The 25212-nt window shown below is 39.7% G+C and carries 19 protein-coding genes; 7 read left to right on the top strand and 12 right to left on the bottom strand.

The window, feature by feature from the left end; all coding sequences use genetic code 11:
• The first annotated feature begins 73 nt into the window (after nt 1-73).
• Genes VB620_RS02750 through VB620_RS02740 form a run of 3 tightly spaced genes read left to right on the top strand, consistent with a single transcriptional unit; the run spans nt 74 to nt 1735 of the window.
• Nucleotides 74-268 (top strand): hypothetical protein, encoded by a 195-nt coding sequence (locus tag VB620_RS02750; RefSeq protein WP_323194591.1) that lies wholly within the window; start codon nt 74-76, stop codon nt 266-268.
• A 31-nt stretch (nt 269-299) separates the two neighbouring features.
• Nucleotides 300-464, top strand: coding sequence for a rubredoxin (gene rd, locus VB620_RS02745; protein WP_323194612.1), 165 nt, complete (start codon nt 300-302; stop codon nt 462-464).
• Between the two features lie 32 nt (nt 465-496).
• Complete coding sequence (locus VB620_RS02740) at nt 497-1735, top strand: BaiN/RdsA family NAD(P)/FAD-dependent oxidoreductase (RefSeq protein ID WP_323194611.1); 1239 nt, start codon at nt 497-499, stop codon at nt 1733-1735.
• A 67-nt stretch (nt 1736-1802) separates the two neighbouring features.
• Here VB620_RS02740 and VB620_RS02735 read toward each other — a convergent pair whose 3' ends face one another.
• The 11 genes from VB620_RS02735 to VB620_RS02685 form a co-directional block, all read right to left on the bottom strand.
• Entirely contained in the window at nt 1803-3992 is a 2190-nt protein-coding gene (locus VB620_RS02735; protein WP_323194590.1) for a GumC family protein, read from the bottom strand.
• A gap of 301 nt (nt 3993-4293) precedes the next feature.
• Complete coding sequence (locus tag VB620_RS02730) at nt 4294-5457, bottom strand: endo-1,4-beta-xylanase (RefSeq protein ID WP_323194589.1); 1164 nt, start codon at nt 5455-5457, stop codon at nt 4294-4296.
• A gap of 19 nt (nt 5458-5476) precedes the next feature.
• Nucleotides 5477-6541, bottom strand: coding sequence for a glycosyltransferase family 2 protein (locus VB620_RS02725; RefSeq protein WP_323194588.1), 1065 nt, complete (start codon nt 6539-6541; stop codon nt 5477-5479).
• Nucleotides 6538-7317, bottom strand: a complete 780-nt coding sequence (locus VB620_RS02720; RefSeq protein ID WP_323194587.1) for a WecB/TagA/CpsF family glycosyltransferase — start codon at nt 7315-7317, stop codon at nt 6538-6540. The genes VB620_RS02725 and VB620_RS02720 overlap by 4 nt, the downstream gene beginning before the upstream one ends.
• Before the next feature lie 14 nt (nt 7318-7331).
• Entirely contained in the window at nt 7332-8405 is a 1074-nt protein-coding gene (locus tag VB620_RS02715; RefSeq protein WP_323194586.1) for a glycosyltransferase family 4 protein, read from the bottom strand.
• On the bottom strand, nt 8371-9690 hold the full coding sequence (locus tag VB620_RS02710) for an O-antigen ligase family protein (protein WP_323194585.1): 1320 nt from the start codon (nt 9688-9690) through the stop codon (nt 8371-8373). The genes VB620_RS02715 and VB620_RS02710 overlap by 35 nt, the downstream gene beginning before the upstream one ends.
• A gap of 21 nt (nt 9691-9711) precedes the next feature.
• A complete protein-coding gene (locus VB620_RS02705) occupies nt 9712-10809 on the bottom strand; it encodes a glycosyltransferase family 4 protein (RefSeq protein ID WP_323194584.1) in 1098 nt (365 codons plus the stop codon).
• Nucleotides 10810-10864: 55 nt separating this feature from the next.
• The gene (locus VB620_RS02700) at nt 10865-12298 is read right to left on the bottom strand and encodes an oligosaccharide flippase family protein (protein ID WP_323194583.1); all 1434 of its coding nucleotides are present in this window, start codon (nt 12296-12298) and stop codon (nt 10865-10867) included.
• A 230-nt stretch (nt 12299-12528) separates the two neighbouring features.
• Nucleotides 12529-13494 carry a glycosyltransferase family 2 protein gene (locus tag VB620_RS02695; RefSeq protein ID WP_323194582.1) on the bottom strand — a complete coding sequence of 322 codons (966 nt, stop codon included), beginning with the start codon at nt 13492-13494 and terminating at the stop codon, nt 12529-12531.
• Nucleotides 13495-13573: 79 nt separating this feature from the next.
• Nucleotides 13574-16246, bottom strand: coding sequence for a non-ribosomal peptide synthetase (locus tag VB620_RS02690; protein WP_323194581.1), 2673 nt, complete (start codon nt 16244-16246; stop codon nt 13574-13576).
• 212 nt (nt 16247-16458) lie between these two features.
• A complete protein-coding gene (locus VB620_RS02685) occupies nt 16459-17901 on the bottom strand; it encodes a sugar transferase (protein WP_323194580.1) in 1443 nt (480 codons plus the stop codon).
• Between the two features lie 442 nt (nt 17902-18343).
• Between VB620_RS02685 and lpxD the strand changes: the two genes are divergently transcribed.
• Entirely contained in the window at nt 18344-19390 is a 1047-nt protein-coding gene (gene lpxD, locus VB620_RS02680; RefSeq protein WP_323194579.1) for a UDP-3-O-(3-hydroxymyristoyl)glucosamine N-acyltransferase, read from the top strand.
• Between the two features lie 87 nt (nt 19391-19477).
• On the opposite strand, the gene VB620_RS02675 is transcribed toward lpxD, so the two are convergent.
• Nucleotides 19478-20389: a CoB--CoM heterodisulfide reductase iron-sulfur subunit B family protein gene (locus VB620_RS02675; protein ID WP_323194578.1), complete on the bottom strand. Its 912-nt coding sequence runs from the start codon at nt 20387-20389 to the stop codon at nt 19478-19480.
• A 350-nt stretch (nt 20390-20739) separates the two neighbouring features.
• On the opposite strand from VB620_RS02675, the gene acpP reads away from it, so the two are divergent.
• The 3 genes from acpP to tkt all read left to right on the top strand — a co-directional run bounded on the left by acpP (nt 20740) and on the right by tkt (nt 25018).
• Nucleotides 20740-20991 (top strand): acyl carrier protein, encoded by a 252-nt coding sequence (gene acpP, locus VB620_RS02670; RefSeq protein ID WP_323194577.1) that lies wholly within the window; start codon nt 20740-20742, stop codon nt 20989-20991.
• 244 nt (nt 20992-21235) lie between these two features.
• Nucleotides 21236-22486, top strand: coding sequence for a beta-ketoacyl-ACP synthase II (gene fabF, locus VB620_RS02665; protein ID WP_323194576.1), 1251 nt, complete (start codon nt 21236-21238; stop codon nt 22484-22486).
• A 519-nt stretch (nt 22487-23005) separates the two neighbouring features.
• Nucleotides 23006-25018, top strand: coding sequence for a transketolase (gene tkt / locus VB620_RS02660; RefSeq protein ID WP_323194575.1), 2013 nt, complete (start codon nt 23006-23008; stop codon nt 25016-25018).
• The last annotated feature ends 194 nt before the right edge of the window (nt 25019-25212 follow it).

The raw sequence follows: 25212 nt of genomic DNA, 5'->3' as shown, positions 1-25212 counted from the left end.
AATAGCACTACCTCTAGATGAAAATCCTACTGGCAGCGCTAGAATAGTAATCTTAATTTGAAAGGGAAATTAAGTGAATCAATCTTCCTTAAATCGGACATTAAACCAAATTTTTGGCATTCTCCTGGGTATCGGATTAGCTATGTGGGTACTGAGAGGGTTTGGTATTTTGACGTTTCTGCCGGGGGGAGTGATTGGATTGTTCTTACTAGGGGCGATCGCCGTCGGGATTCTTAGTTATGTCCAGAGAACCTGGTGGCGATTATAGTGCTAATTTAGTTGTAAAATCAGGAGAAACTATGAAAAAGTATATCTGTACTGTTTGCCGCTACGAATATGACCCCGAAACAGGTGATCCTGATAGCGGTATCGAACCGGGAACAGCCTTTGAAGATATTCCAGAGGATTGGGTGTGTCCAGTATGTGGGGCGACCAAGGATTCATTTGAACCGCTAGAAGCGTAAAAAATAATCAGTATTTGTCATTGAATAATCAATTGTTGCCGTTAAATATTGTAGTTGTTGGGGGTGGGGCTGCCGGATTTTTCGGGGCGATCGCCTGTGCAAAAGTTAATCCTCACGCCCAAGTGACTTTACTGGAAGCTAGTCGTCAACCACTGGCGAAAGTCCTAATTTCCGGCGGAGGACGCTGTAATGTCACTCACGCTTGCTTTGAACCCGCCAGACTAGTCCAAAATTACCCCAGAGGCGGAAAAGCCTTACGGGGTGCTTTTAGTCGCTTTCAAGCTCAAGATACAGTGGATTGGTTTACAGACCAGGGTGTACATCTGAAAACAGAAGCCGATGGCCGGATGTTTCCCATTACGGATAGTTCCGAAACCATTGCCGAATGTCTAATCAAAGCTACAGCCAAATCTGGGATAGAATTACGACTAGGGACACCAGTAGTTTCCGCAGATAAAGTTAACCCAGAATCAGGATTTGAAATTCTGTTGAAATCGGGAGAAACCCAAAAATGCGATCGCCTACTACTAGCCACAGGAAGCAACCCTGTCGGTTATAAAATCGCCAGAGAATTTGGTCATGACATCGAACCCCCTGTACCTTCTTTATTTACCTTTAACATTCCTGACCCCAAACTCAGGTCATTGGCTGGTGTCAGCGTTAGTTCAGTACAATTACGGTTAGCTGGTACTGGTAAACCCCCACTACAACAAACAGGGCCATTGTTAATTACCCACTGGGGAATGAGTGGCCCGGCTGTCCTCAAACTTTCGGCTTGGGGTGCAAGATTTCTCCACGAAAATCGCTATCAAGCGACATTATTAGTCAATTGGCTACCTGATTTAAACCAGGAACAAGTACGGCAAAAAATCTTAGAAGTGAAGACGCAATGGGGACAAAAAGCGATCGCCCTGCATCGTGGCGTTGACCTACCCCATCGCCTCTGGCAATATATTGTAGACCGTGCAGAGATTACCACAGAAGAACGTTGGGCGGAACTACCCAAGCAAAAATTAAATCAGCTAGTTCAAGAATTGACACAGGGAGAATACTTAATCACAGGGAAAGGAGTTTTTAAAGAGGAATTTGTCACCTGTGGCGGTGTTAACCTCAAACAAATCAATTTTAAAACAATGGAAAGTAAATTAATTCCCGGTCTTTACTTTGCCGGAGAAATTGTAGATATTGATGGAATTACTGGTGGTTTTAACTTCCAAAGTGCTTGGACGACTTCATATTTAGCTGGTAATGCTATGGGAACTAGGGATTAACAGACCAGAATCATGCATTAAACCATGCAGAATTTTAGCCTGTCTAAACCACCTGTATTCATAAATTTCAATTGCCAAGAGTTAAATGTTCGGTGGGAGAATATTTAGCTGCATGGTACAAATAACTGGTAGATTTATTCAGTTCAGTGACTCCATTCACCACCAAACCCAAAATATTGGGACTGGTTTTTTGTAGCAATTCCTGAATAGCACCAGCACTGCCATAATCGATGATACCCGGTCTAGCTACTAATAAAATGCCATCCGACATTTGGCTCAAACTCACAGCGTCAGCACCCAGTAGTAAAGGCGGAGCATCAATAATCACAAAGTCATATTGAGATGAAAAATCCTTAATTAATGAGGCCATACGCTTAGAATCTAGCAAAGCTAGTGGATTCGGCGGTCTGACTCCAGCAGTTAAAACATCAAGGTGATCCATTACCTGGTTGACAGCAGTTTCAAATTGATTCTCACCTACAAGGACTTCACTCAAACCTACTCTATTAGTTAATTTCCAGAGATGATGCTGAGTTGGAACTCGCATATGTGCATCAATCAATAACACTTTTCGTCCTAGTTGGGCGATCGCAGCTGCTAAATTTGCAGAAACCGTAGACTTACCTTCTTGAGGAACTGCACTACTAACCACTATAGTTCGCAGCACGGTATCAGAACTGAGGAATTTCAAGTTAGCTTGAATCATCCGGTAAATTTCGCTAGTTACCGAGTTTGGTTGATCTCTGACTGCAACTTCCCAGGGATTTAATTCTATTTCATTCAGGCGGGGGAGTATTTTCTGCTTCGATAGAGGAATCACACCTAATAATGTATATCCCAATACTTCTGTTACTTCCTGGAGTGTTTTCAGAGATTTATCGATCATCTCGAACAACAGCACACTAGCAGTAGCTAAAAATCCACCGAACATCACACCTAAAACTACAACGATCAGTTTTTTACGTGAGTCTGGCTTTTCAGGAACTAGAGAATGGGCGATAATTCTGGCATTCGGTGTAGTGACATTTTCTACTAATTGTAATTCTTGAACTTTTGTCAATAGGTTTTGATATGTAGATTGGGATACATCAATTTTCCGTTCTAGCTCCCGTTGAGCTTGTTCTAACTGGGGTATAATTTTCATTCGTTCTTCGTAAGCAGAACGGGAATTATTCAAAGATGTCAGCTTTTGCTCTAAACCAAAGCGCTGTACTTCTAATTGGACAAAAATGTCGATGAGATTTTGTCTGAGTTCACCCATCTGCAACAGTCTTTGGGGAATTTGCGTTTGTTTTCCTAGAGTCTGATCAATTTGCTGTTGTAGTAATGTTGATAAGTTGGCTTTTCTGGCTTCTAGACTAATAATTACAGGGTTATTATCCAGGAAACGACTGCTTTGATTAGCTAGCTGTATATCTACCTCTTGCAGCTGTACCAAAATTCCCTGGATAGCACGGGACTGACTCAAGGTACTCACAGCGATCGCCTCTTGAGGATTTAACTCTAATTTTTGCAGCAATTCATTACTTTGGGCATTGATATCAGCTAATTGAGCCTGAATAGCATTCATCTCCTTCTCTAAACTGCCAATAATCTCCACACCCAATCGTGTTTCTGCTCCTAAATCTGCAATATTATTTTTCTGTTTAAACATCCGCAGTGCCACTTCTGCCCTTCGCATAGTAGCTTGAGTATAGGGCAACTGTCTGGACATGAACTCACGGATTATTTCCGCCTCAGTGCGACTTGTCAACACCTCATTTTCTAAATAAACACTCATGATTGTGTTAACAATTGCCGCAGCTTTTTCAGGATTACTGCTTGTATAAGTAACCCGTAAAACATCTGTACCACCAATAATTTTTAGTTTTAGTCCCGATTGTATTGCGTCAAATCTCAGGAGTTCACCTTGGCTATTTTTGAGTTCTAATTTATTTATAGTTTCCTGTAGCAATGCAGGAGAATAAATAACTTCCATCTGCGTGCTGATAGGATTCTGATTTGATACTAAACTCTTCAAATATGCGGCTTCAATACCATCATTATTATTAGGTAGGAGATCATTACCTACTACTTTAAAAGTAGGCATTCTAAACAGAATTTTTCCTTCAGCTTCATAGGATGGCTTGATCAATGTTGTGGCAAAAAAGCTCAAAGCAACGGTACTTACAAAAATACTCGTAATAGCCAGCCATCGCCGCTTTAATATTATTAAGTAACGACCCAAGTCTAAGTCAATAAATTCCCTAGATTCCATATTATTTTGAATAAAACTGCGCCCCTGTATCTTTTATCTACAAAATTACAAAATTTCTTTTTTTGCTCAAAGTAGGGTTAATCCAATTCTTTTTTAATTATTAGATGAAACCCCTTCAAAAATCAGAACATTTTGACTAGTAATAGTATTGGCAATGACTAATAATAGTCTAAACTAATTAAGTTAAAAATAAACACCTGCTCAAATTCAATATGCCTACTACAGAAACTTTATAGAGCCTTAGCAGTGCTGGAGTTCTAGATTCTGGTTGCATATCATAGTTGAGCAATTGCTTATCCTGTTAGCGTCTGCGAGCAAAATCAAAAGCACGCGCCATCGCATTCCAAGCTAATTTACGCTGCATTTGATCATCCAAGGGTAAAGGACGGGCTGGTGCTTGATCAGCACGCAGATAAAATTGGGAAAGCCAGGTATGGCGATCGCTCAATCCCCAATTCGTCACACCAATCACAGCCGGTTCATCCAAAGCAACTGAAAGATAATCTTCATATACACTGGCTACAATGCGATCTCGAACAGCTATATCTAGAGGTAATCCTCTATCTATCACATCCAATTCTGTAATCATTATTTTTAGTCCCAAACTAGCCACATCGCGGAAAAAAGTCCGTAACTTTTCCGGATTAAAATGCGTTTCATCTCCAAACAGGTGAGACTGCATCCCAAAAGCATGAATTGGTGTTCCCTGAGATTTTAAACGCTCTAATAACTTTAAAACTGCATTTCTTTTCGCTTCATCTTCAGGCTTATCATATTCTAGTCCAAAATCGTTATAAACCAGCATCGCTTTAGGATCAGCCTGAGCAGCCAATCGAAAAGCTTTATCAATATAATCTGTCCCTAAAAATTCTAACCAAGGTGATTTTCTCAAACCATTAGGTAGCCCATCTTCAACATTAATTGCTTCATTAACAACATCCCACGAGTGCATTCTTCCAGCATAATGGCCTACAACTCGTTGAATATGTTCTTGCAATAATTGCTCACAATTTTGCTGGTTAACTGTCTCCTCAAACCACCTTGGTAAAGCTTGATGCCATACTAAAGTATGACCACGCAAAAGCAGTCCATTTTTTTGAGCAAACTTTGCATACCAATCACCTCTAGTAAAATTAAAACTATAAGGAGTTGGACGCAGTAGATCCCACTTCAGGAATCCTAGCGCTAGCATATTGCACTCTGTAACTAGAGCAATTTGTAGTTCTGGATAAGAATGCAAATTCAAAGTACCGCAATCTGCGCCATAAATTAATCCTTTACGAGCAGCACGTTTTCTTAAAGGGGTTGTGTCCCTGACTATAAAGCTTCTATTTTCATTAGCCAGAACCAGACTTTTGTCAAAACCATTGATAAATTTCCCAGATGTTAAAGCCCCGATACCAGCTAAACTTCCTAAACCTAAGTAAAGGCTACGTCTTCTAGTGAATAACTTTTTTTGTTTCATTTTAATGTACTAAGTATTGTTAAATTAGTTGTTTTTTCTGATAAGTAATACTTTCCCATCTATGTAAATGATAATTAGCTTGTAAGCAGAGTATCAAGTCTACAATAAATGCGATTATCAACACAGGAAATAACCAAATTGCTTTTTGTAAAGGTCGGTTGCTAAGACTTTGTAATCGCCGCATTAGTAACCAGTTGGGAATAGCCCACCAACCGTTTTTTTCGACACTTCTGATGATTAACTTATCCAACCAACGTGGATCTTCCTCATTTCTCAACTTGATTAATGTACCAGCATCTTTCTGGCAATTCTCACCTTCTTTTAAGTAAGTGTAAATGAACTGATTGATTGTATTACCAACTACTTGACGCAACTCATGGCGCAATAAACTACTAATTTGAGTGTAAGCCTCAAAAACATGAGATGCAGAATCTGCCACAACTACTCTATCGGTAACCTCCGGGGAATTTAAACTGTTGGTTACAATCATATTCCATAGAAAGCCATCTTCCACTAAAATACCTTTAGGCATCCAAAATTTACGTAAAATTACGGAGCGTCCACAGTAAAGTTGTCCACATATCCAGGCTGATTTAGCTCCCGATACCCCAGAAACCGCTACTGACAACTTCTCCAACAGGTTTTTTTGCGGCTTTAAAGCTATATCCTTTACTAGTTTGTCTACAGATACCCAAGCATCAGGAGTCCTTTCTAGGGTTTGAATCATCGAGTCGAGAGTCTGAGCATCAAGAAACTGGATATCTGCATCCATTAAAAATAGATAGACCGCATCGGGATGGGAGAAATTGTGAACATAAAGATTCCAAGCATTTGGCTTTCCTGCTTCTTCTACTTCGCAAATCCGCCAGGAAATAGAGCCGTTGCTAGATGACTTTTTCCACTCTTGTAAAGTAGTCTGCGCGATCGCTGCGGTATCATCAGTACAGCCATTAGCAACTACGACAATTTCAATTTCTCTATCGCCCTTAGCATCTTGGAATATACTTTGATCAAATAGAGAATACAAAGTACTAGCAATTTCTTCCGACTCATTATAGGCGAGCATCCCAATACTGATTTTCAATTGCTTACTCCCTTATTCTTAAATGATCTAGACATTCCCAAACGTTGCTTCAGTACCAACCACATAAATATAGGATTACCCAAAATGTAACGCTTCCATAAACGTTGCGGTTCAACTATTAGGCGAAATAGCCACTCTAAACCTGCTTTTTGCATCCAACCTGGCGCTCTACTCACCATATCCGCAACCAATTCAAAGCTCACACCAATACCAAGACTCACTGGAACTGTCAAAGATAAATAATTACTCGCTATCCATTTTTCTTGTTTAGGTGCGCCTAATCCCACAAACAGAATATCAGGAGCTACAGATGCAATGCGAGAGTTAATCAGCTTTAATTCTTCTGGTTGTTTCTCAAAGCCATAGGAAGGGGAATAAGTGCCGACAATTGCTAAATCAGGATATCTAGTTTGCAGTACCTCCTGGGCTTTTTCGGCTGCTCCAGGGCGACCTCCTAGTAAAAATATCTTCAACCCTTTTTCTGATGCGATCGCACAAAGTGTTTCAAATAAATCTGTACCATTAACCCTACCATTTAAAGGAGTTTGCAACAACTGAGCCGCCCACAGTAAAGATACTCCATCAGGAACCACTAAAAAAGCCCGGCGATAAATCTCACGAAATTTAGCATCTTTCTGTAATTCCAGAATATGCATAGCATTCGGAGTCACAACATATTTTGGTACACCTTTTGCCAAGCAATGGTTGACAATTTCTTCCACAACTTCATCAAAACTATATTTATCAATTTCTATACCGCATATATTAACTCTCATTAGCCACCTCATTTTTAATTAACTTGTAATAATGAATTATATATATCAACTAGACAATCACAATAATTATTAATATCATAAGGTTCCACATTCTTCCTAGCAACATTGCCTAGTTCCAGTCGTAATTGCTCATTTTCAATCAACAATACCATAGCTGCTGATAATTCTTGAATATTACCAGGGGTAACTAATAAACCATTTTGCTTATCAATCACTAACTCAGGAATACCACCAACTGGCGTAGCAATTATCGGTAAACCCCACCCCATAGCTTCTAATATTGCCATTGGCAACCCCTCATTATAAGAAGGTAAAATAAAGACATCCGCTTGTGATAAAATTTCATCCCGTTGTTGGGAATTAATCCAACCTAAAAAACTTACTTGTTCTCCAATTTTTAACTTCTCTGCTAACCGTAGTCCCTCTTCTATTTCTCCATCTCCTGCCAAAATTAATTGAGTAGATTTTTTTTGCGTATCTGGGATTTGAGCAAATGCAGTAATCAAATCGAATGCGCCTTTGCGTTCACCGACGCGACCACAAAAAGCCAACCTAACTACAGAAGAATTTTTTCTTTCAATAATTTTGCTAGGTAGTTCAGTAGGATTAGGTAAAATAAAAACTTTTTTTTCATTCAAACCTAGATTATCAATATAGTAACTTTTCCAACTTACCGAAAGCACAATGAAACCTTGACAGCGCCTAAATATCCAACTAAAACCTTTTTGTAGCCATTGAGGAAGCTTTTCATAAGTTACATGAAATTCTGCTCCATGTGCGTGCATAATTACGGGTTTACGAAATGGCAAAATCAGAATTACTAAAATTAATTTGCGTAAAAGACTACCTCCATCAGCAAGATGAATATGTATAACATCTATTTTTTGGCTACTGATTTTTCCTAATAATTGAACTATAGCAATAGCAAAAACTAGGATTCTATGAATAATAGAACCCTCATCATGAGTACTAATATGTTGGATTTTAATGTCAGAAGGAATATGTTTAATTATTAAATTTTCAACAGTTGCGATACCGCCATTTTGTTGCAAACTAGCTCCCAGCATTATTATTTCCATTTTTCTCATCTCCCCTAAAATAGGTGAAATCTGTATTCTTAATTGATATTTTAATTCTTTTTTGATTCTTATGCTCATGCAACGCAATTACTGTTGAGGAGGAAAATGCTACGTAAAGTATCCAGTTATCAGAACCCAATAATGCAGTTTCAGCTAAGTTAGCTAACATTAAGTAAACCATCATTATCGCTGGGAAAATAAATTCTTCGCTTCTATATAACCGCACTATCAATATTGTTCTCAGAGAACTAATAGCAAATCCTATCCAGAATATTGATAGTCCTAATAAACCTAGTTCCAGCCACAACTCTAGAAAACCACTATGGGGGTGCGTAGGAGTCCAGGATGAGCCTAGCCATATATAGGCAGATTCTCCTCTCCAACCATGCCAAAAACCGCTATATCCATATCCAAACCAAGGTTGTCTCCAAATCATGTCATATACAAGTTCCCACAAATCTCCCCTACCACTCAAATTTGAATCTTTCCCAAAAAAGCCAAATATTACATCTTCGTTTTCTTTAAACCACAAATAGAAACTTGTACTAGTAGTCGCTATACCTATGATTGTAGGTATCATTAATTGATAAGGTAACCATAAAGATCGTAAAATGAAAAAAACTGATATTAGTAGTATTAAATTTATCAGGGATGAAGTAGAATCAGACATTAATATCAAAACTAGAGATAAAGCACAACCACACCAATAAAGCCAAGCTTTTTTCTCCGCACTCATAGCCAGGCTTAAAAATACCATAAAACTCAATAGCATTTGTACACCAAGATTATTCTTGTGCATAAATATTCCCCGCCAACTACCAGCATGAACTCCACCCATCGTTCCATATTTAGGTAATCCTATAGCAAATACAAAGCTGAGGATAATAGCTAAACCAAAAGTCACTCCCAATATTTTCACTTGCTGTTTTAACGTGTAGCGAGTAGCGAAGTAAACACCAAATAAATTGGAGCATAACAATTTAAAAACGTCTTTACGTGTATCGTTAGGTGAAAAAGACCACAAAACTGATATGGAAGCAACTATTAACAATAGCCAAATAAATCGATTTTTAGTGAAAACAAAAAGATTTTTTTTCCATCGTAAAGTTAGTAGACATATAGTAATAAAATAAATCAATAGATATATAAGTTGCAGTAAAGCTGTGTTGTAGTTAACTGAAACATCACCTTCATTTGCACCACCAGAGAGGATAAGCAGTACAATTCCTCCTAAATAAATAATTAAGGAAAAAACAGTAAATCCATATTCAAAATTCCTCAGTAAATTTTTCATGCTTTCCTAAAAATATGTATTTTATTTAGTTTTTGATAATCTATGGTAAACTTCCACAGTTTGCTCCGCAATATTTTTCCAATTTAAGTCTTCCTGACAGCGAGCCATAATTTTTTTTCGCATTTGATTATATAATTCTTGATTTTTTAAAAGGCTAATAATTGCCTCAGCTAGTGCTTTAACATTTCGGAGTGGAACCAATAGCCCATCTTCTTGATGGTGAACTATCTCACTTAATCCCCCTACATCAAATGCGATAACTGGAGTTCCCATACCATAAGAAACAGCAGCTACACCACTTTGAGAAGCTTCAATATATGGCAAGATTGTAATTGTACTACGTTGAAATAAACTAATTACATCTTGATTAGTAATAAAATGATTGAGGATATCATAGCGTTGTGGATCATAACCATCAGGAAAGTATTGCTCCATATTTTCTCCTCTTCCCGCAATAATTAGCTTGATTTCAGGTATTTGTTCTGCAATTAATGGCATAGCTTCTAACAAATATTTCAAGCCTTTGTATGGCCAAATTCGCCCAAAAAATAGCAAAGTATATGGTTCTTTTGGCGCACTATTGTTGTGTTTATGACGCTTATACCAACTACCAATTTCACCATGAGGTAAAACAGTCACTTTTTCATTGGGTATGGAAAATTTTTGATTCAGCGTTGTTTTCTGCTGCTGGGTATGAACTATAAGCTGCTGAGAACGGTAAAAAGCAATAGGTCTAGTGTAATCAGAACCAAAGACTTTCTTCCCATCTCCAGGATGAGACGAAATATCATGAATAGTCGTGACTAAAGGCGGTATTTGATTAAATAAAGTAGTTAATAGATACCAGATATCGTTAATCTCTTGTACGTGCAGTATATCTGGCTGTACTTTGCGAATCAAACGCATCATTTCTTTCATTGCTAGGATGTTACTGGGATAGCGCATATCTGGTTTTTTAAATGTCAGTACAGAAATGCGTGGGTCTAAAACTTCTCTACAATCTTGAGTATTTTTTTCTTGTTGAATCAGGGTTAAATCAACATAGTTAACTAAACCATTAGCTAATTCTGTAGTGTATTCTTTAAAACCAAAATGTAACAGAGCAACTTTAATTTTCATTTGATATATATAGGTATTAAGGATATTGGGGATTTTTGCTAAATATCGAGCAATTTCATTTTTTGAGGGAAAATTTCTGCCGTATAGAATTAAATCCTCCCAAATCACGCCTAAATACTAAACAAATTAAAACTATATAAGTAAGAGTTGAAATTATCAGAGTTAATAAAAAATCTAAATTAATTTTTTTGAGCAGTAAAAATATGATGAGCATTAAACCACTAATTAGCAGTGGACGGCGCATAATTCGCCATAAATTTAAGGAAAATAGGCGACTATATACAGCATAGGTTAGTAAACCGCAAGCACTAACAGACATGACTATTTTCATGAGTGCTGCACCGATTAGCTTGTATTGAGAAATTAACACCACACCTGATACTCCTCCAGAAACTGTGGTAATCAGCACTTCGAATAAATTGTATTTTTCTAGTCCATTAGCTACAAGTAGATAGCCAAATGAACGAATAAATGGGGCTGCGACTAGCGTTAATACATTAATTTGCAAAGGTAAGCTTGCTTCCAAAAATTTAGAATCATTATAAATCAATATCAGTAATTCATTAGCAAAAAATGAGACTCCCATAGCGAAGGGAATTGACATAGCTAGTAAAATTTCTACAACATTTTCCGTCTCCTCTTGTTGTTTTTCTTTGCCTAGATTTACTGCTTTTGACATGAGAGGAAAGGCAGCTATAGAAACACTATTAGAAACAATCAGAAACGGTTGCATTAATTGTGCAATCATACCATAAAGACCAACTAGGAACTCACTGCCTAACAGGGAAATTAAAAGAACATCCATTTTACCAGCAACTATCCCAGAAGCATTAATGGCAAAAAAGGTACGAACAGAATAGAGAGATTTTCGCATAAAATCTTGATCAATCTGCCATGCTGGTTTAATTTTTCGTACTAAAAATACCCATTGAATTAAGAGAATTAATATTTCCGAAATCACCATAATTCCGGCGATATGATTGATTGAATAGTCTAAGTTTATTAGCCATATCATAACTACTAAACGTAGGATATAAATTGGTACTGTAGTGATAGCAATCAAGTGCATATTTTCTTGCGCTTGAAAAATTGCTTCTGTAATGTTGGAAAGAGCAAAGGGTATGACTGCTAACCCCATGATGTAACAAACTAGTGAGGTATCAGCATTATAGGGGAGTAAAAACACCACACAGACTAGCAACACATAACCGATGATACTTAAAATCAGCTGCAAGAAAGTACCACTCACCAGATAAACTGGTGTTGCTTCTGCTTCCCGTGCTAGCTCTCGTGTAAATAAGGTTCTTAACCCTTGTCCCACAAAAGTGACAAATATATAGTAATAACTGATTGCGAGTATGTATTGTCCTAATTCATAGGCTCCTAAGTTACGAGCTATGACTGTGGTGAGGATAAATGTAGCGATTCCTTGAGTTAACCGATTGACTAATAGTGATAGAGAGTTTTTAAGTAGCTTTGGTTTTGTCATTCTCTGTATTTTGGCTATTTAACCTTTAGTTCGACTTTATCCAAATGAGAATTTGTTTTGTTTACTTGGTTATATTTTTTTGTAAAGACTTTTTTGTCTGGTAGATTTTCATAAAATCACAAATCCAAAACTATGCTTTTATCAATTTTACAAGTGCCAATCTATGGGATAAACAAATGGATAAAGTTGCGTTTAAAAACAGTTAAATAATTTAGATATATATAAATATGCTATAGCATCACTTTCTTTAAGTAGTATTTGTAACGCCGTTCTAATCTTTTGGGCAGTCGCTTAGTAAAATGTCCAAAAAAAGATGGATTATGGAAAATGTCAGTCACAATATCCCATAAATTACCTTTGTTGATAGTATCTAAAACTTTAAAGTAAGGTTTGCTGTCTTCAATTAATTTAAGGCGATGAGATAACGCCTCTGATAACTCGTAATTGTTTTGGACAAAATCTTGTTTGAGGAAAAAATGACTAACCTGACAATATTGTTCCCAACGAGCCAATTGGCTTCCTTTGGTTAGCCCTCCTATACGGCTACGATAAAAATAGTAGGGTTGAGGAAGGACAAAAAAACGAGCGCCATTACCTAAACACCGGATATAAAACCAGAAATCCTGTCCTAATCTAATATTTTCGTCATACTCAATTTTATGATCTAATAAAAATTCTCTTTTTATTATGGGTTTTGTCAGTCCCAGAGTTAAGCCTATACCAAATATTGAATGAGTTTTGACAAAGTATGCTGGGTCAATTTGGATAGTTTTGTCAATCTTTTGCTCGCTTTCGGTGAATAATGTACTCCACGGTAAGTCTTCACCGTCGTTGATATGATGTATATCATCCGCTACCATATCTGCTGCTTGAGAATCTGCTACGGCTAACAGCTTTGTTAATCTTTCTGGAGCATACCAGTCATCTGAATCCAGTAAGGCTATCCATTTTCCAGTGGCTTGTTGAATAGCGCGGTTGCGTGTAGCAGCAGCCCCGATATTTTCTGGGTTAGTTAGCACTTTAACTCGCGGATCACTAAAGCTTTTAGCTATTGCTGCTGTAGCATCAATAGAAGCGTCATCTACTACAATTATTTCTAAGTTGTCAATGGTTTGTTGTAATACAGATTCAATTGCTTTGGCTATATATTTTTCTGTATTGTAGGCGGGAATAATTACTGATATTTCTGGATTCATATTTTCAAAAGTAACTGGTTTGGATAGGGAATACAGCTATGGGTAGCAAACCATAAATTGGGTTGTTATGGTATTTGTTTCAAATATTTTGGGGAGATGTTTTTAGCTTGTCCACTTTCTGTATTTCCTGTAAGCAATGATTCAATTGTTTTGCTGATACTATGACATTTGGATATTCGATAATATTTGCATGATTTCCTGGCAGGATAGTAACATCTACTCCGCCTGTAGCTAGTTTGCCCCAACCAAAATCAGTATTGTTATCTAGTGGCTTGCAGCGTAGCAGAGTCACTTGTCCCTGATATACCTGTGCTACATAGTTCTTTGAGGCTTTAGTATTAACTATGTTCATATCTAGTAGTCTGATATCTGTAAGGGAGCGTTTAATGTAGCGTAAGTAAGTACGATAAAAAAGGCTAATTTTTCCTCCTGTTAAATGCCACTTTAATTTGGCTGGTAAGTATTTCAGCGATTTTTGTAACCGCAAATATAACTTTGTGGCTATTTTGGATAAGACTTGATTTACAGATGTGGGATGAGCAGTGTTTACCATTGATGTGGCTAGATTTGGCGCGCGGGTATCCCAGATAATTAATAAGGCGGTCTCATGTTCCTGTGCTTGTAGTTGTCTAGCCATTTCAAAGACGACTAGACCACCAAAAGAGTAACCCCCTAAGTAATATGGTCCTTGAGGCTGAATAGTTTGAATTTCTTGGATGTAGTTAGCTGCCATTTCCTCTACGGAGGTATTTGGTGCTTGTTTACCATCTAGTCCTTTTGCTTGTAGCCCATAAACTGGTTGATCTGGGTCTAAATAACGAACTAATTCTCGATAGAAAAGAACATTACCCCAAATTCCATGAATCAAGAATAGAGGTGGTTTTTTCTGACTACCAGGTTGAATCATCACTAATGATGACCAAGATACAGATGATTCTTCCTGACTTAGTACAGTGGCCATTTCCTCGATGGTTTGCACTGCTAAGAGGGTTGATAAAGGTAGGTTCTGACGGAGAGTTTTCTCAATTTCGTTAAACAAACCCACAGCTAAGAGGGAATGTCCACCGACTTCAAAAAAGTTATCTCTGATTCCTATAGGATGAATACCTAAAACTTTTTCCCAAATTTTCGTGAGTTGAATTTCTAGCTCATTGTTTGGTGGAACAAAGGTATCTTCTGGCTTTTGTCTAACTGAATCAGGTGCTGGTAGGGCGGCGCGGTCTATTTTACCATTGGGTGTGAGTGGGAGAGCATCTAACACCACAAAGGTAGCGGGGATCATGTAATCTGGTAGTTGTTGTTGAAGAAATTGTCGCAGTTCTTTGTTTGTCGGGGCTAACTCTGGTTTGAGAACTATATATGCAACTAAGCTGGGCTGGCCGGAAATATCTATTGTGCGGGTAACAACAACAACTTCCCGCACTGCTGGGTGTGCCAAGATTGTACTTTCAATCTCACCTAGTTCGACGCGGATACCACGAATTTTGACTTGAAAGTCGGCGCGACCAACACACTCAAAGTTACCATCTGGTAGTTGACGGCCTAAGTCACCTGTTTTGTAAAGACGCGCTCCTGGTTCTTGGCTAAAGGGGTGAGAAATAAATTTTTCTTGTGTTAGTTCAGGCCGATTGAGATAGCCACGAGCAAAACCAGCGCCGGCAATGTGTATTTCTCCTATTTCTCCAGTTGGTACTGGTTGCAGATGTTCATCAAGAAGATAAACTTCAAGATACGGATAAGGATGGCCTATGGGTAAATATACTATTTCTTGGTCAAATCCATCGGGTATAGGATACGCACAGACTCCAATACTTTCTGTTTGACCGTATATATTGACAATAAGTGGATTACCTTTGACGGTGCTGCGGACTTTTTGAAAGAGTTCTTTTGGTAGTAATCCTCCAGAAAATAACAATAGTCTTAGCTGAGATTCCAAGAGTTGATTTTTGCTGACATTATCGAGTTCTTCTAAGGCCTGGAGTATATAACGCCAAACTGACTGAACTGTGTCAAATACTGTGACTCCCTGTTTTTGAATGAGGTCAAATAAGCTGAGGGGATTTTTGATTTGTTCTGGGGTGGCCATGACAATTTTTGCTCCTTGAGTTAAGGGAAGCATCAATTGTCTCAATGAGGAAGAAAAGGAGAAGGATGCTGTGTGTAGATAGATATCTTCTGGATTAATTTTTAATAGTTGGTTGAGGGATTGAATATAGTTACTGATGCTGGCGTGGGGCATTTCTACGCCTTTTGGCTTGCCTGTGGAGCCAGAGGTATACATTACATAAGCAAGATGATGGGGTTTTACTTGGCTGATAAATGTTTCGTTGTTGTATGGAATAACTACTTTTTGATCAATATCAATACAGATTACTGATGCTTGATGAGGTGGGAGGTCACTAACTAACTTCCCTTGAGTCAAGATGATGGGTGTTTGGGTATCTTTTAAGATTACAGATAGACGTTCTTTGGGGTATCTGGGGTCTAAGGGTACGTAAGCACAACCTGCTTTGAGGATACCCAGAATACTAATGACAATTTCTATAGAGCGGTCCATGAATAAGCCGATTAATTGTTCTGGCTCTACACTCTGTGCTTGTAAGTGATGGGCGAGTTGATTAGCACGGTTGTTTAGTTCTCTGTAGGTAAGTGTTTGCTCTCGACAGATTAATGCTATTTGGTCGGGCGATCGCTCTACCTGTGCCTCGAATAGTTGATGGATGCATTTAGATAAGTTGTCTACGGTTTTCATATCATATTGAGGGGATATTTAAATTTTTGTCCAATATTTTGCAAATAAATTGAGTTTCCTTTTAGCTGCTATTTGAGAGGATTTTGAATAATACCTCGTAAACTGGGTTCCTGAAATTAAATTTGAGGATTTAAGTAAGTTTTAGATATAGCAAAGAACTAGGAGTTTAGGAGATATCAGTCTGGCTATATTTTCTCAGGAGACAGGAGCTATCAGTATGCTCCTTCTTTAAGGAAAACTACTTTGATTGTCCTGAATAAAATTTCAAAGTCTAGCTTTAATGACCAGTTTTCAATGTAATGAAGGTCAAGATTTATTACTTGCTCAAAGTCTAAAATATTTGAGCGTCCTGATACTTGCCAAAGTCCTGTGACACCGGGTAAAACTTTTTGGCGAATGAAATGGCGTTCGGAAAAATGATCTACATCTCTACTAGGTAAGGGGCGAGGTCCGACTAAACTCATTTCTCCTAGTAAAACATTAAATAGTTGTGGTAATTCATCTAAGCTGTAACGACGGAGAAACTTACCGACACGGGTTACACGAGGATCATCTTTGATTTTAAACAGAACACCATCTTTAGTTTCGTTTAAAGCTTCTAATTCTTTTTGTAGTTTGTCTGCATCAGTTCTCATAGTTCGGAACTTCCAGACTTGAAATACTTCTCTACTTAGTCCTATACGAGTTTGCTTGAAAAATACTGGGCCTGGTGAATCTAGTTTGATTGCTATAGCGATCGCTATATAGATAGGGAAGGTAAGGAGCAGAAATGAGGTTGTAAAACAAAAGTCAAAAATCCGTTTGATCCAAAAATCTCTACCTGTAATCACTGGAGAAGAAAAACTTAAACAAGTCATTCCTCCTATTTTTTTCATTTCTACGTTTCTGTAAATTGGTTTTAAGTCCATCGGGATAATATGTACTGTCAGACCCGATGCTTGCAATAACCAACACAAAAACATTCTATTTTTGATAGCATCCCAATCAATAAAAATTTCGGTTATCCGCAGTTGTTCGAGCATCTTTAGAGTTTCTTGACGATGCTCTCTGTCTAATGCTCTAGCACTGGCACTCCCAGAAATAATATAACCTTTTTCTTTTTCTACTAACTGAATGACTTCTTGATGATTGTCTGGGTCAGAAATCACAAAAGCTAAATTATTACCTAATACTTTTCGCCGGCGCAAATATTCGAGATTTAGGTCGATAAAAAATCTTCCAGCACAGACGAAAGATATAGCCATCAACCAAGAAAAGATATAAGAAGTGCGGGGAATATCGACAATGGGTTGATATAAAAAACAGATAAATAATATTAAAACCTGGGTAAAGCTTAATGTTTTAATAATTCCCCAGTAGTCATAACGCTTTTTTCCTGAGTTATACATACCCTGGAGAGCCAGTGCTGCTATTTGGAGCAAAACTAACCCTGGTATATGGAGCCTGGAATTATCGGGATCATCCCAGAGAGAATATACTAGTAAAGGATTATCTTGAGCTAAGACCCAGGCCAGAAATAAAAGATTCCAGTCTACTGTGACCAAGGTTACTAATCTCAGCCACCATAATCCTTTTCTGACCTTCATTTGTGCAGGCGCACGTAAATCTAGGGGGGCTTTACGTAATTTACTAGTTCCAATGCTTTGATTGTCCATAGTATTGATACTTTCCTACAGTTGCTAACCCTGAATAACTTTGTAACAATAAATACGTTTAACTACGATCTATCTATATCACTTTACTGGCTATAGAACTGTTTAACTCTCTCTGCGTAAGTGATTAAGATAAATTTGTCCTATTAGGTAGATGACTAGATGCTAATATTACTATAAAGTAGCATCTTAATAAGGTGTTATGCTTATTTGAAAATTTACAGAATTTTATATCCTTAAGGTAAAAAAATATCTAATCTTTAGTTGATAAATTACTGATCTAAAAACTAAATAATTTAAAATGAGCTAGGGCGGCTTTGAGCTACATATGGTGAATGGGAGAGTTAATAAGGCAAATTTAGGCAAGTCAGGAGAATCGTGATTTCAAGATAAACTCTAGTGAAAATGATCATAATTTTACCTTTTGACTTTTGGATAGATCAAGATGAAATTTAGCGAAATTGCCAGTAAACTTGCGGAAGGTGCTACAGATAATAGCCTCGGCAATGGCCAAAATCAAAACCCCGAAATTAGGGGTTTAGCAGCGTTAGAGGAAGCGGCACTTGGTGATCTGAGTTACGTAGAAGGGGCAAAATTCGCGTCTCTTGTGAGTCAGACAAAGGCTAGTGCTTTAATTTTGCCGATAGATAAAAAATTACATTCGCAAGCAGATGAGCGAGGTATTGCTTGGATAGCCACGCCAGATCCACGTTTGTTGTTTGCTCAAGCGATCGCACTTTTTTATCAACCATATCGCCCAACCCCAGAAGTTCATGGGACGGCGGTAATTCATCCCACGGCCAAAATCGGTGATGATGTTTATATTGGACCCCATGTGGTGATTCAGCCCAGGGTGGAAATTGGCAATGGCGTAATTATTCATCCCAATGTAGTGATTTATCCTGATGCTACGATAGGCGATCGCACCACCTTACACGCTAACTGTACTATCCATGAGCGGACACGCATCGGTGCTGATTGCGTAATTCACAGTGGTGCTGTCATTGGTGCAGAAGGTTTTGGTTTTGTGCCTACCCCTAATGGCTGGCTAAAAATGGAACAATCCGGCTACACAGTCCTGGAAGATCATGTGGAAGTGGGCTGTAATAGTGCCATTGACCGCCCAGCCGTAGGAGAAACACGGGTAGGTCGCAGTACAATAATTGACAACATGGTACAAATAGGACACGGTTGCCAAATTGGTTTCGGTTGTGCGATCGCAGGGCAAGCTGGAATAGCGGGAGGCGTGAAAGTGGGAAATCGGGTGATTTTGGCAGGACAGTCAGGAGTTGCTAATCAAGTAAAAATCGGTGATGGCGCGATCGCATCTGCTCAAGCCGGAATCCACCATGATGTTGCGCCAGGGGAAATTGTCTCTGGAATGCCAGCAGTACCTCACAAACTCTATCTCAAAGCATCTGCTATATACAATCGCCTGCCGGAAATGTATCAAGCTTTCAAGCAATTACAACGCCAGTTAGGGCAGAAGTAAGTGTGGGGAGTGTGGGGAGTGTGGGGAGTGTGGGAGGTGTGGGGAGTAGGGGGAAGAGGAAATTAACCAATGACTAATGACCAATGACTAATGACTAATCCCCAATTTTTCTAACACTGGTTTTGTAGAAACCATGTGACGATCTAAACCTAGTTTCTGGGGACTAACTCCTAAAGCCAACGCTATTAACTGGGGTAAATGTAGGATGGGTAAACCAAGGCGTTGCTCAATTACCTTTTCTACTTCTGGCTGACGAGAATCTAAATTGAGATGACACAAGGGACAAGGAGTCACAATACAATCAGCACCATTAGCTAAAGCATCTTGAATGTGCATTCCAGCCATTTTGAAAGATTCGTTAGTAGCGTAACTGGAAAGAGGCCAGCCACAACATTGAGTGCGTCCACGATAATAAATTGGTGTTGCGCCTACTGCTCTAAACATATTTTCCATACCTTCGGGGTGGAAGGGGTCATCATAGGGCATATACTTTTGAGCGCGGAGGAGATAGCAGCCATAAAAAGCTGCACATTTTAATCCGGTTAACTTTTTAGTTACACGCTGGGTAATTTCCTCCAAACCATAATCTGTGAGCAGGGCATAGAGTATATGTTTAACTTCTGTACTACCGCGATAAGGTGAACACCCTTCTTTCTGCAACAAGCCGTTGACTTGCTCAACGTAGTTAGGGTTATCTGTTTGGCATTGTTGGAGGTTTTCGTTGACATGACCAATCACACCCTGACAAGTACTGCAATGGGTAAGTAAGGGGAGATTTAATTCTTCTGCTAAGGCGATATTACGGGCGTTGACAGTATCTTCGAGTAATTGGGAATCTTCTTTAAATGTTCCTGAACCGCAGCAAGCAGCTTTTTTAAGTTCAATGAGTTCAATACCCAATGCTTGAGTTAAAGCTTGAGTAGATAAGTATAATTCCCGGCAAGCTCCTTGAGCCACACAACCAGGGTAATAAGCGTATTTTAGATTAGGAGATAGCATACAAGTATGTTGGGATAAAGAAAGTTACTTCTGATTAGGTAATCTAGATAAATGTATTAATTGGACATTTACCTTGAATGTAGTCAGAATTGGTAATTAGGAGATATTTACATCGATTGTATGCGATCGCGCGTTACGTGCGAAGACCTCGAAGTTTTTCTTGTGGCTCATTTCTACTTACGACTCCTGGACTAAAGCAGTCATTTGATTTGGGGTGAGTATAAGAATTTTCTTGAGGAAACGACCTCAGTAGTATACGGGCGATCGCGCTTTCCGATAAGATATATATGCTCAAAACCACGTCGCCCACCAAGAGCGCATAATAGCAACTTATCAAGGAATTTTATCGTATGAGTGAAGCAGAAATTTTTGCAAAGGTCAAAGACATTGTTGCCGAGCAACTCAGCGTTGAGGCAGACAAAGTTACACCACAGGCTAGTTTTGCTGATGATCTAGGGGCTGATTCCCTAGATACCGTTGAACTAGTGATGGCCTTGGAAGAAACATTTGATATTGAAATTCCCGATGAAGCCGCCGAAAAAATTACGACGGTTCAAAACGCGGTGGACTACATCAACGAAAAAGTTACTGCATCCGCCTAAACAGCGATTGGGGATTGGGGATTGGGTACTGCACTTCGACTTACTTCGACTTACTTCGACTGCGCTCAGTACAAGTCGCTCAGTACAAGTCGCTCAGTGTGCAGTTACTGGGTATTAAGTACTGGTAATAATTGGATATAGATAAAAATCTTCTTAATAAACTATTATCGGGATTCTTCCCACAGCTGGTTCTCAGTCCCCAGTTCCTCAATTTTGCCGCTTTCTCGCCAATTTAAACTAAGAAATGACAGACTATAAACGTAAACGCGTTGTTGTAACTGGTGTTGGCGCGATTACACCTATTGGTAATACACCAGATGAATATTGGGAAGGATTGTTAAGCGGGCGTAATGGCATTGACACAATCACATTTTTTGATGCCTCACGCCATGATTGCCGCATTGCTGGTGAAGTGAAAAACTTCGATCCACTGGCTTATATGGACCGCAAAGAAGCCAAGCGCATGGATCGCTTTGCCCAATTTGGGGTATCAGCTGCCAAACAAGCTGTTGCGGATGCCAAGTTAGTCATTAATGAACTAAATGCCGAACAGGTAGGAGTGATGATTGGCTCCGGTATTGGTGGACTGAAAGTGTTGGAAGACCAACAAACCATCTACCTCAACCGTGGACCAGATCGCTGTAGTCCATTCATGATTCCGATGATGATCGCTAACATGGCGGCAGGATTAACAGCAATTCACACCGGTGCTAAAGGGCCTAATTCCTGTGCTGTGACAGCCTGTGCCGCAGGTTCCAACGCCATTGGGGATGCCTTCCGTCTGATTCAAAATGGTTATGCTCAGGCGATGATTTGCGGGGGCTGTGAGGCAGCAATTACACCTTTGGGTTTAGCTGGTTTTGCCGCAGCACGAGCGCTTTCCACTCGCAATGATGACCCGGCTCATGCTTGTCGTCCTTTTGACCGCGATCGTGATGGCTTTGTCATGGGTGAAGGTGGGGGCATTCTCGTACTAGAAGAGCTAGAACACGCCCTTAGTCGTGGCGCTCGCATTTATGCCGAAATGGTGGGTTATGGTATGACCTGTGATGCTTACCACATGACGGCTCCAGTTCCAGGGGGAGAAGGTGCAGCCAGAGCCATTCGATTGGCGCTCAAAGATGGCGGTATCACTCCTGAAATGGTGAGCTACATTAATGCTCATGGTACTAGTACCCCAGCCAATGATTCCACCGAAACTGCGGCGATGAAAACAGCCTTGGGCGAACACGCCTATAAAATCGCCATCAGCTCCACCAAGTCTATGACTGGTCATCTTTTGGGTGGTTCAGGAGGCATTGAGGCTGTGGCCACGGTGTTGGCGATCGCTCATGATCACATTCCACCCACCATCAACTTGGAAAATCCCGAAGCAGCTTGTGACCTAGACTATGTACCTCATACCAGTCGCGCTCAAAAAGTCGCGGTAGCCTTATCCAATTCCTTTGGCTTTGGTGGTCACAATGTCACACTAGCCTTTAAGAAGTACGCCTAAAAATTTCAACTTTGCCGTTTTTCGGCTCTCCTGAGAGGATTGTGAGAAAAGTATCACAAATATATTTGATTGTGAAGTCAAGGGTTCAGCATGACCTAAGAATCTGACTGATTGATCACTAGAATCTCAGGAGTATGTCCTAAGTTGACAAAAATCTATAGGTGTTTTGTGGACACGGCATAGCATCGATAGAAATTTAAACCCATCTATCTATTAATTTATCCCGTTTGGCTAAAGCGTGTAAGCTTACTGAGGGATAACCGCTCCCATGCTCCCATTGAATGAAGTAAGACATAAAGTCTAGATTTGTCTAGGTTTTATATAGCAGATCCCGCTTGTCCATAAAAATAGGGAATGGGATGATAAAGATACTATGGGGAAAATTGAATCAGTAATTCAGTTACCAAGTTGAGTGAATAAAACTGATACCCTTTAACTGTTAACTGCTAACTGTACAGAACAACCCCAGTTAGAAACGAAACTCCAAGAGTGCTAACCTGTCGTTAAGAATAAGAGATTATGGCTGTTGTAACCCAATCCCTCGAAGAACTTTGTATTAACTCAATTCGCTTTTTGGCTGTAGATGCCATAGAAAAATCCAAATCAGGACACCCTGGACTACCAATGGGCGCGGCTCCAATGGCTTTTGTCCTTTGGGATCGCTTCATGCGGTATAACCCCAAAAATCCCCAGTGGTTCAACCGCGATCGCTTTGTCTTGTCTGCCGGTCATGGCTCCATGTTGCAGTACGCCCTGCTATATTTGACAGGCTACGATAGCGTCACCATAGAAGATATCAAGCAATTCCGTCAATGGGGGTCTAAGACCCCAGGACACCCAGAAAATTTTGTGACAGCCGGTGTCGAAGTCACAACAGGACCTTTAGGTCAAGGAATTGCTAATGCAGTTGGTTTAGCATTAGCAGAAGCACACCTAGCTGCTAAGTTCAACAAACCCGATGCCAAAATTGTTGACCACTACACCTATGTAATTCTTGGTGATGGTTGCAACATGGAAGGTATTTCTGGTGAAGCTGCTTCCATCGCAGGTCACTGGGGATTAGGTAAACTCATTGCTCTTTATGACGACAACCACATCTCTATCGATGGTTCTACAGATGTAGCATTCACCGAAGATGTTTCTAAGCGCTTTGAATCTTATGGCTGGCACGTCCTGCACGTTAAAGATGGTAACACCGATTTAGCAGGAATTGCTAAAGCCATTGAAGCAGCAAAAGCTGTCACCGACAAACCCACCATGATTAAGGTGACAACCACCATCGGTTATGGTTCTCCTAACAAACAAAATACTGCCGGTATTCACGGTGCGGCTTTGGGTGCTGATGAAACAGCTGCAACCCGCAAAAACTTAGGTTGGGAATACGACGCTTTTGTAGTTCCTGAAGATGCCCTGAATCATGCTCGCAAGGCTGTTGAACGCGGTGCAGGTTACGAATCCGAATGGAACAAAGTTTATGCTGACTACAAGGCTAAATACCCCCAAGAGGCGGCTGAATTTGACCGTTTAGTTAGCGGCAAATTACCAGACGGTTGGGATAAAGTATTACCTACCTACACCACTGAAGATAAAGCATTACCTACCCGCAAACACTCAGAAAACTGCCTCAACAAATTAGGGGCTGTTTTACCAGAATTGATTGGTGGTTCTGCTGACTTAACCCACTCCAACCTCACCGAACTCAAAGGTGCTGGTGATTTCCAAAAAGGACATTTCGCCAACCGCAACATTCACTTTGGCGTGCGCGAACACGCAATGGGTGCAATCTGTAACGGTATGGCGTTGCATAACTCAGGTTTAATTCCTTACGGTGCAACCTTCTTAATCTTCACCGATTATATGCGGGCTGCTATTCGTTTGGCTGCTCTCTCTGAAGCTGGTTCAATTTGGGTAATGACTCACGACTCCATTGGCCAAGGTGAAGATGGGCCTACACACCAACCCATTGAAACCCTTGCTTCTTTAAGAGCTATTCCTGATTTAACCGTAATTCGTCCTGCTGATGGAAACGAATGTTCTGGAGCTTACAAAGTCGCAATTGAGAAGTCTAAAGCACACGCTTCTACTTTATTAGCGTTCACTCGTCAAGCTGTTCCTAACTTAGCCGGCACATCCATTGCAGGTGTAGCTAAGGGTGCTTATACAATCGTTGATTGTCAAGGTACACCAGATATCATCTTGATTGGTACTGGTTCAGAAGTAAGTCTTTGTGTCAGTGCAGCAGATAAGCTGACTGCTGAAGGTAAGAAAGTTCGTGTTGTTTCTATGCCTTCTTCTACCTTGTTTGATACACAAGATGCAGCTTACAAAGAATCTGTCCTTCCAAAAGCTGTTACCAAGCGTCTATCTGTAGAAGCTGCTTCTAGTTTCGGCTGGCACAAATACATTGGTAGTGAAGGTGACACCGTAAGTATTGATACTTTTGGTGCTTCTGCTCCCGGTGGTATTTGTATGGAGAAGTTTGGCTTTAGCGTTGATAATGTTTTGGCTAAAGCTAAGGCTTTGTTGGGTTAATTAACAACGGTATATTCTCTGAAGTTTTTGCAGGGTAGGCTGAAAGGTCTGCCCTTTTTTTTACGCAGAGGTAACGCCAAGAGGAATTAAATATACAGCATTTTGCACGTCTATTCGATCCAGTTTATATCCTATTTTCCAGTTTGATGTAATATAGCCGTAGATTTTGTGCTTAACCGTTCCGCGAAGTGCTG

Origin of the sequence: Nodularia harveyana UHCC-0300 (assembly GCF_034931085.1) — a bacterium.
Taxonomy (GTDB): domain Bacteria; phylum Cyanobacteriota; class Cyanobacteriia; order Cyanobacteriales; family Nostocaceae; genus Nodularia; species Nodularia harveyana.
This window is presented reverse-complemented; position numbering and strand designations above follow the sequence as displayed.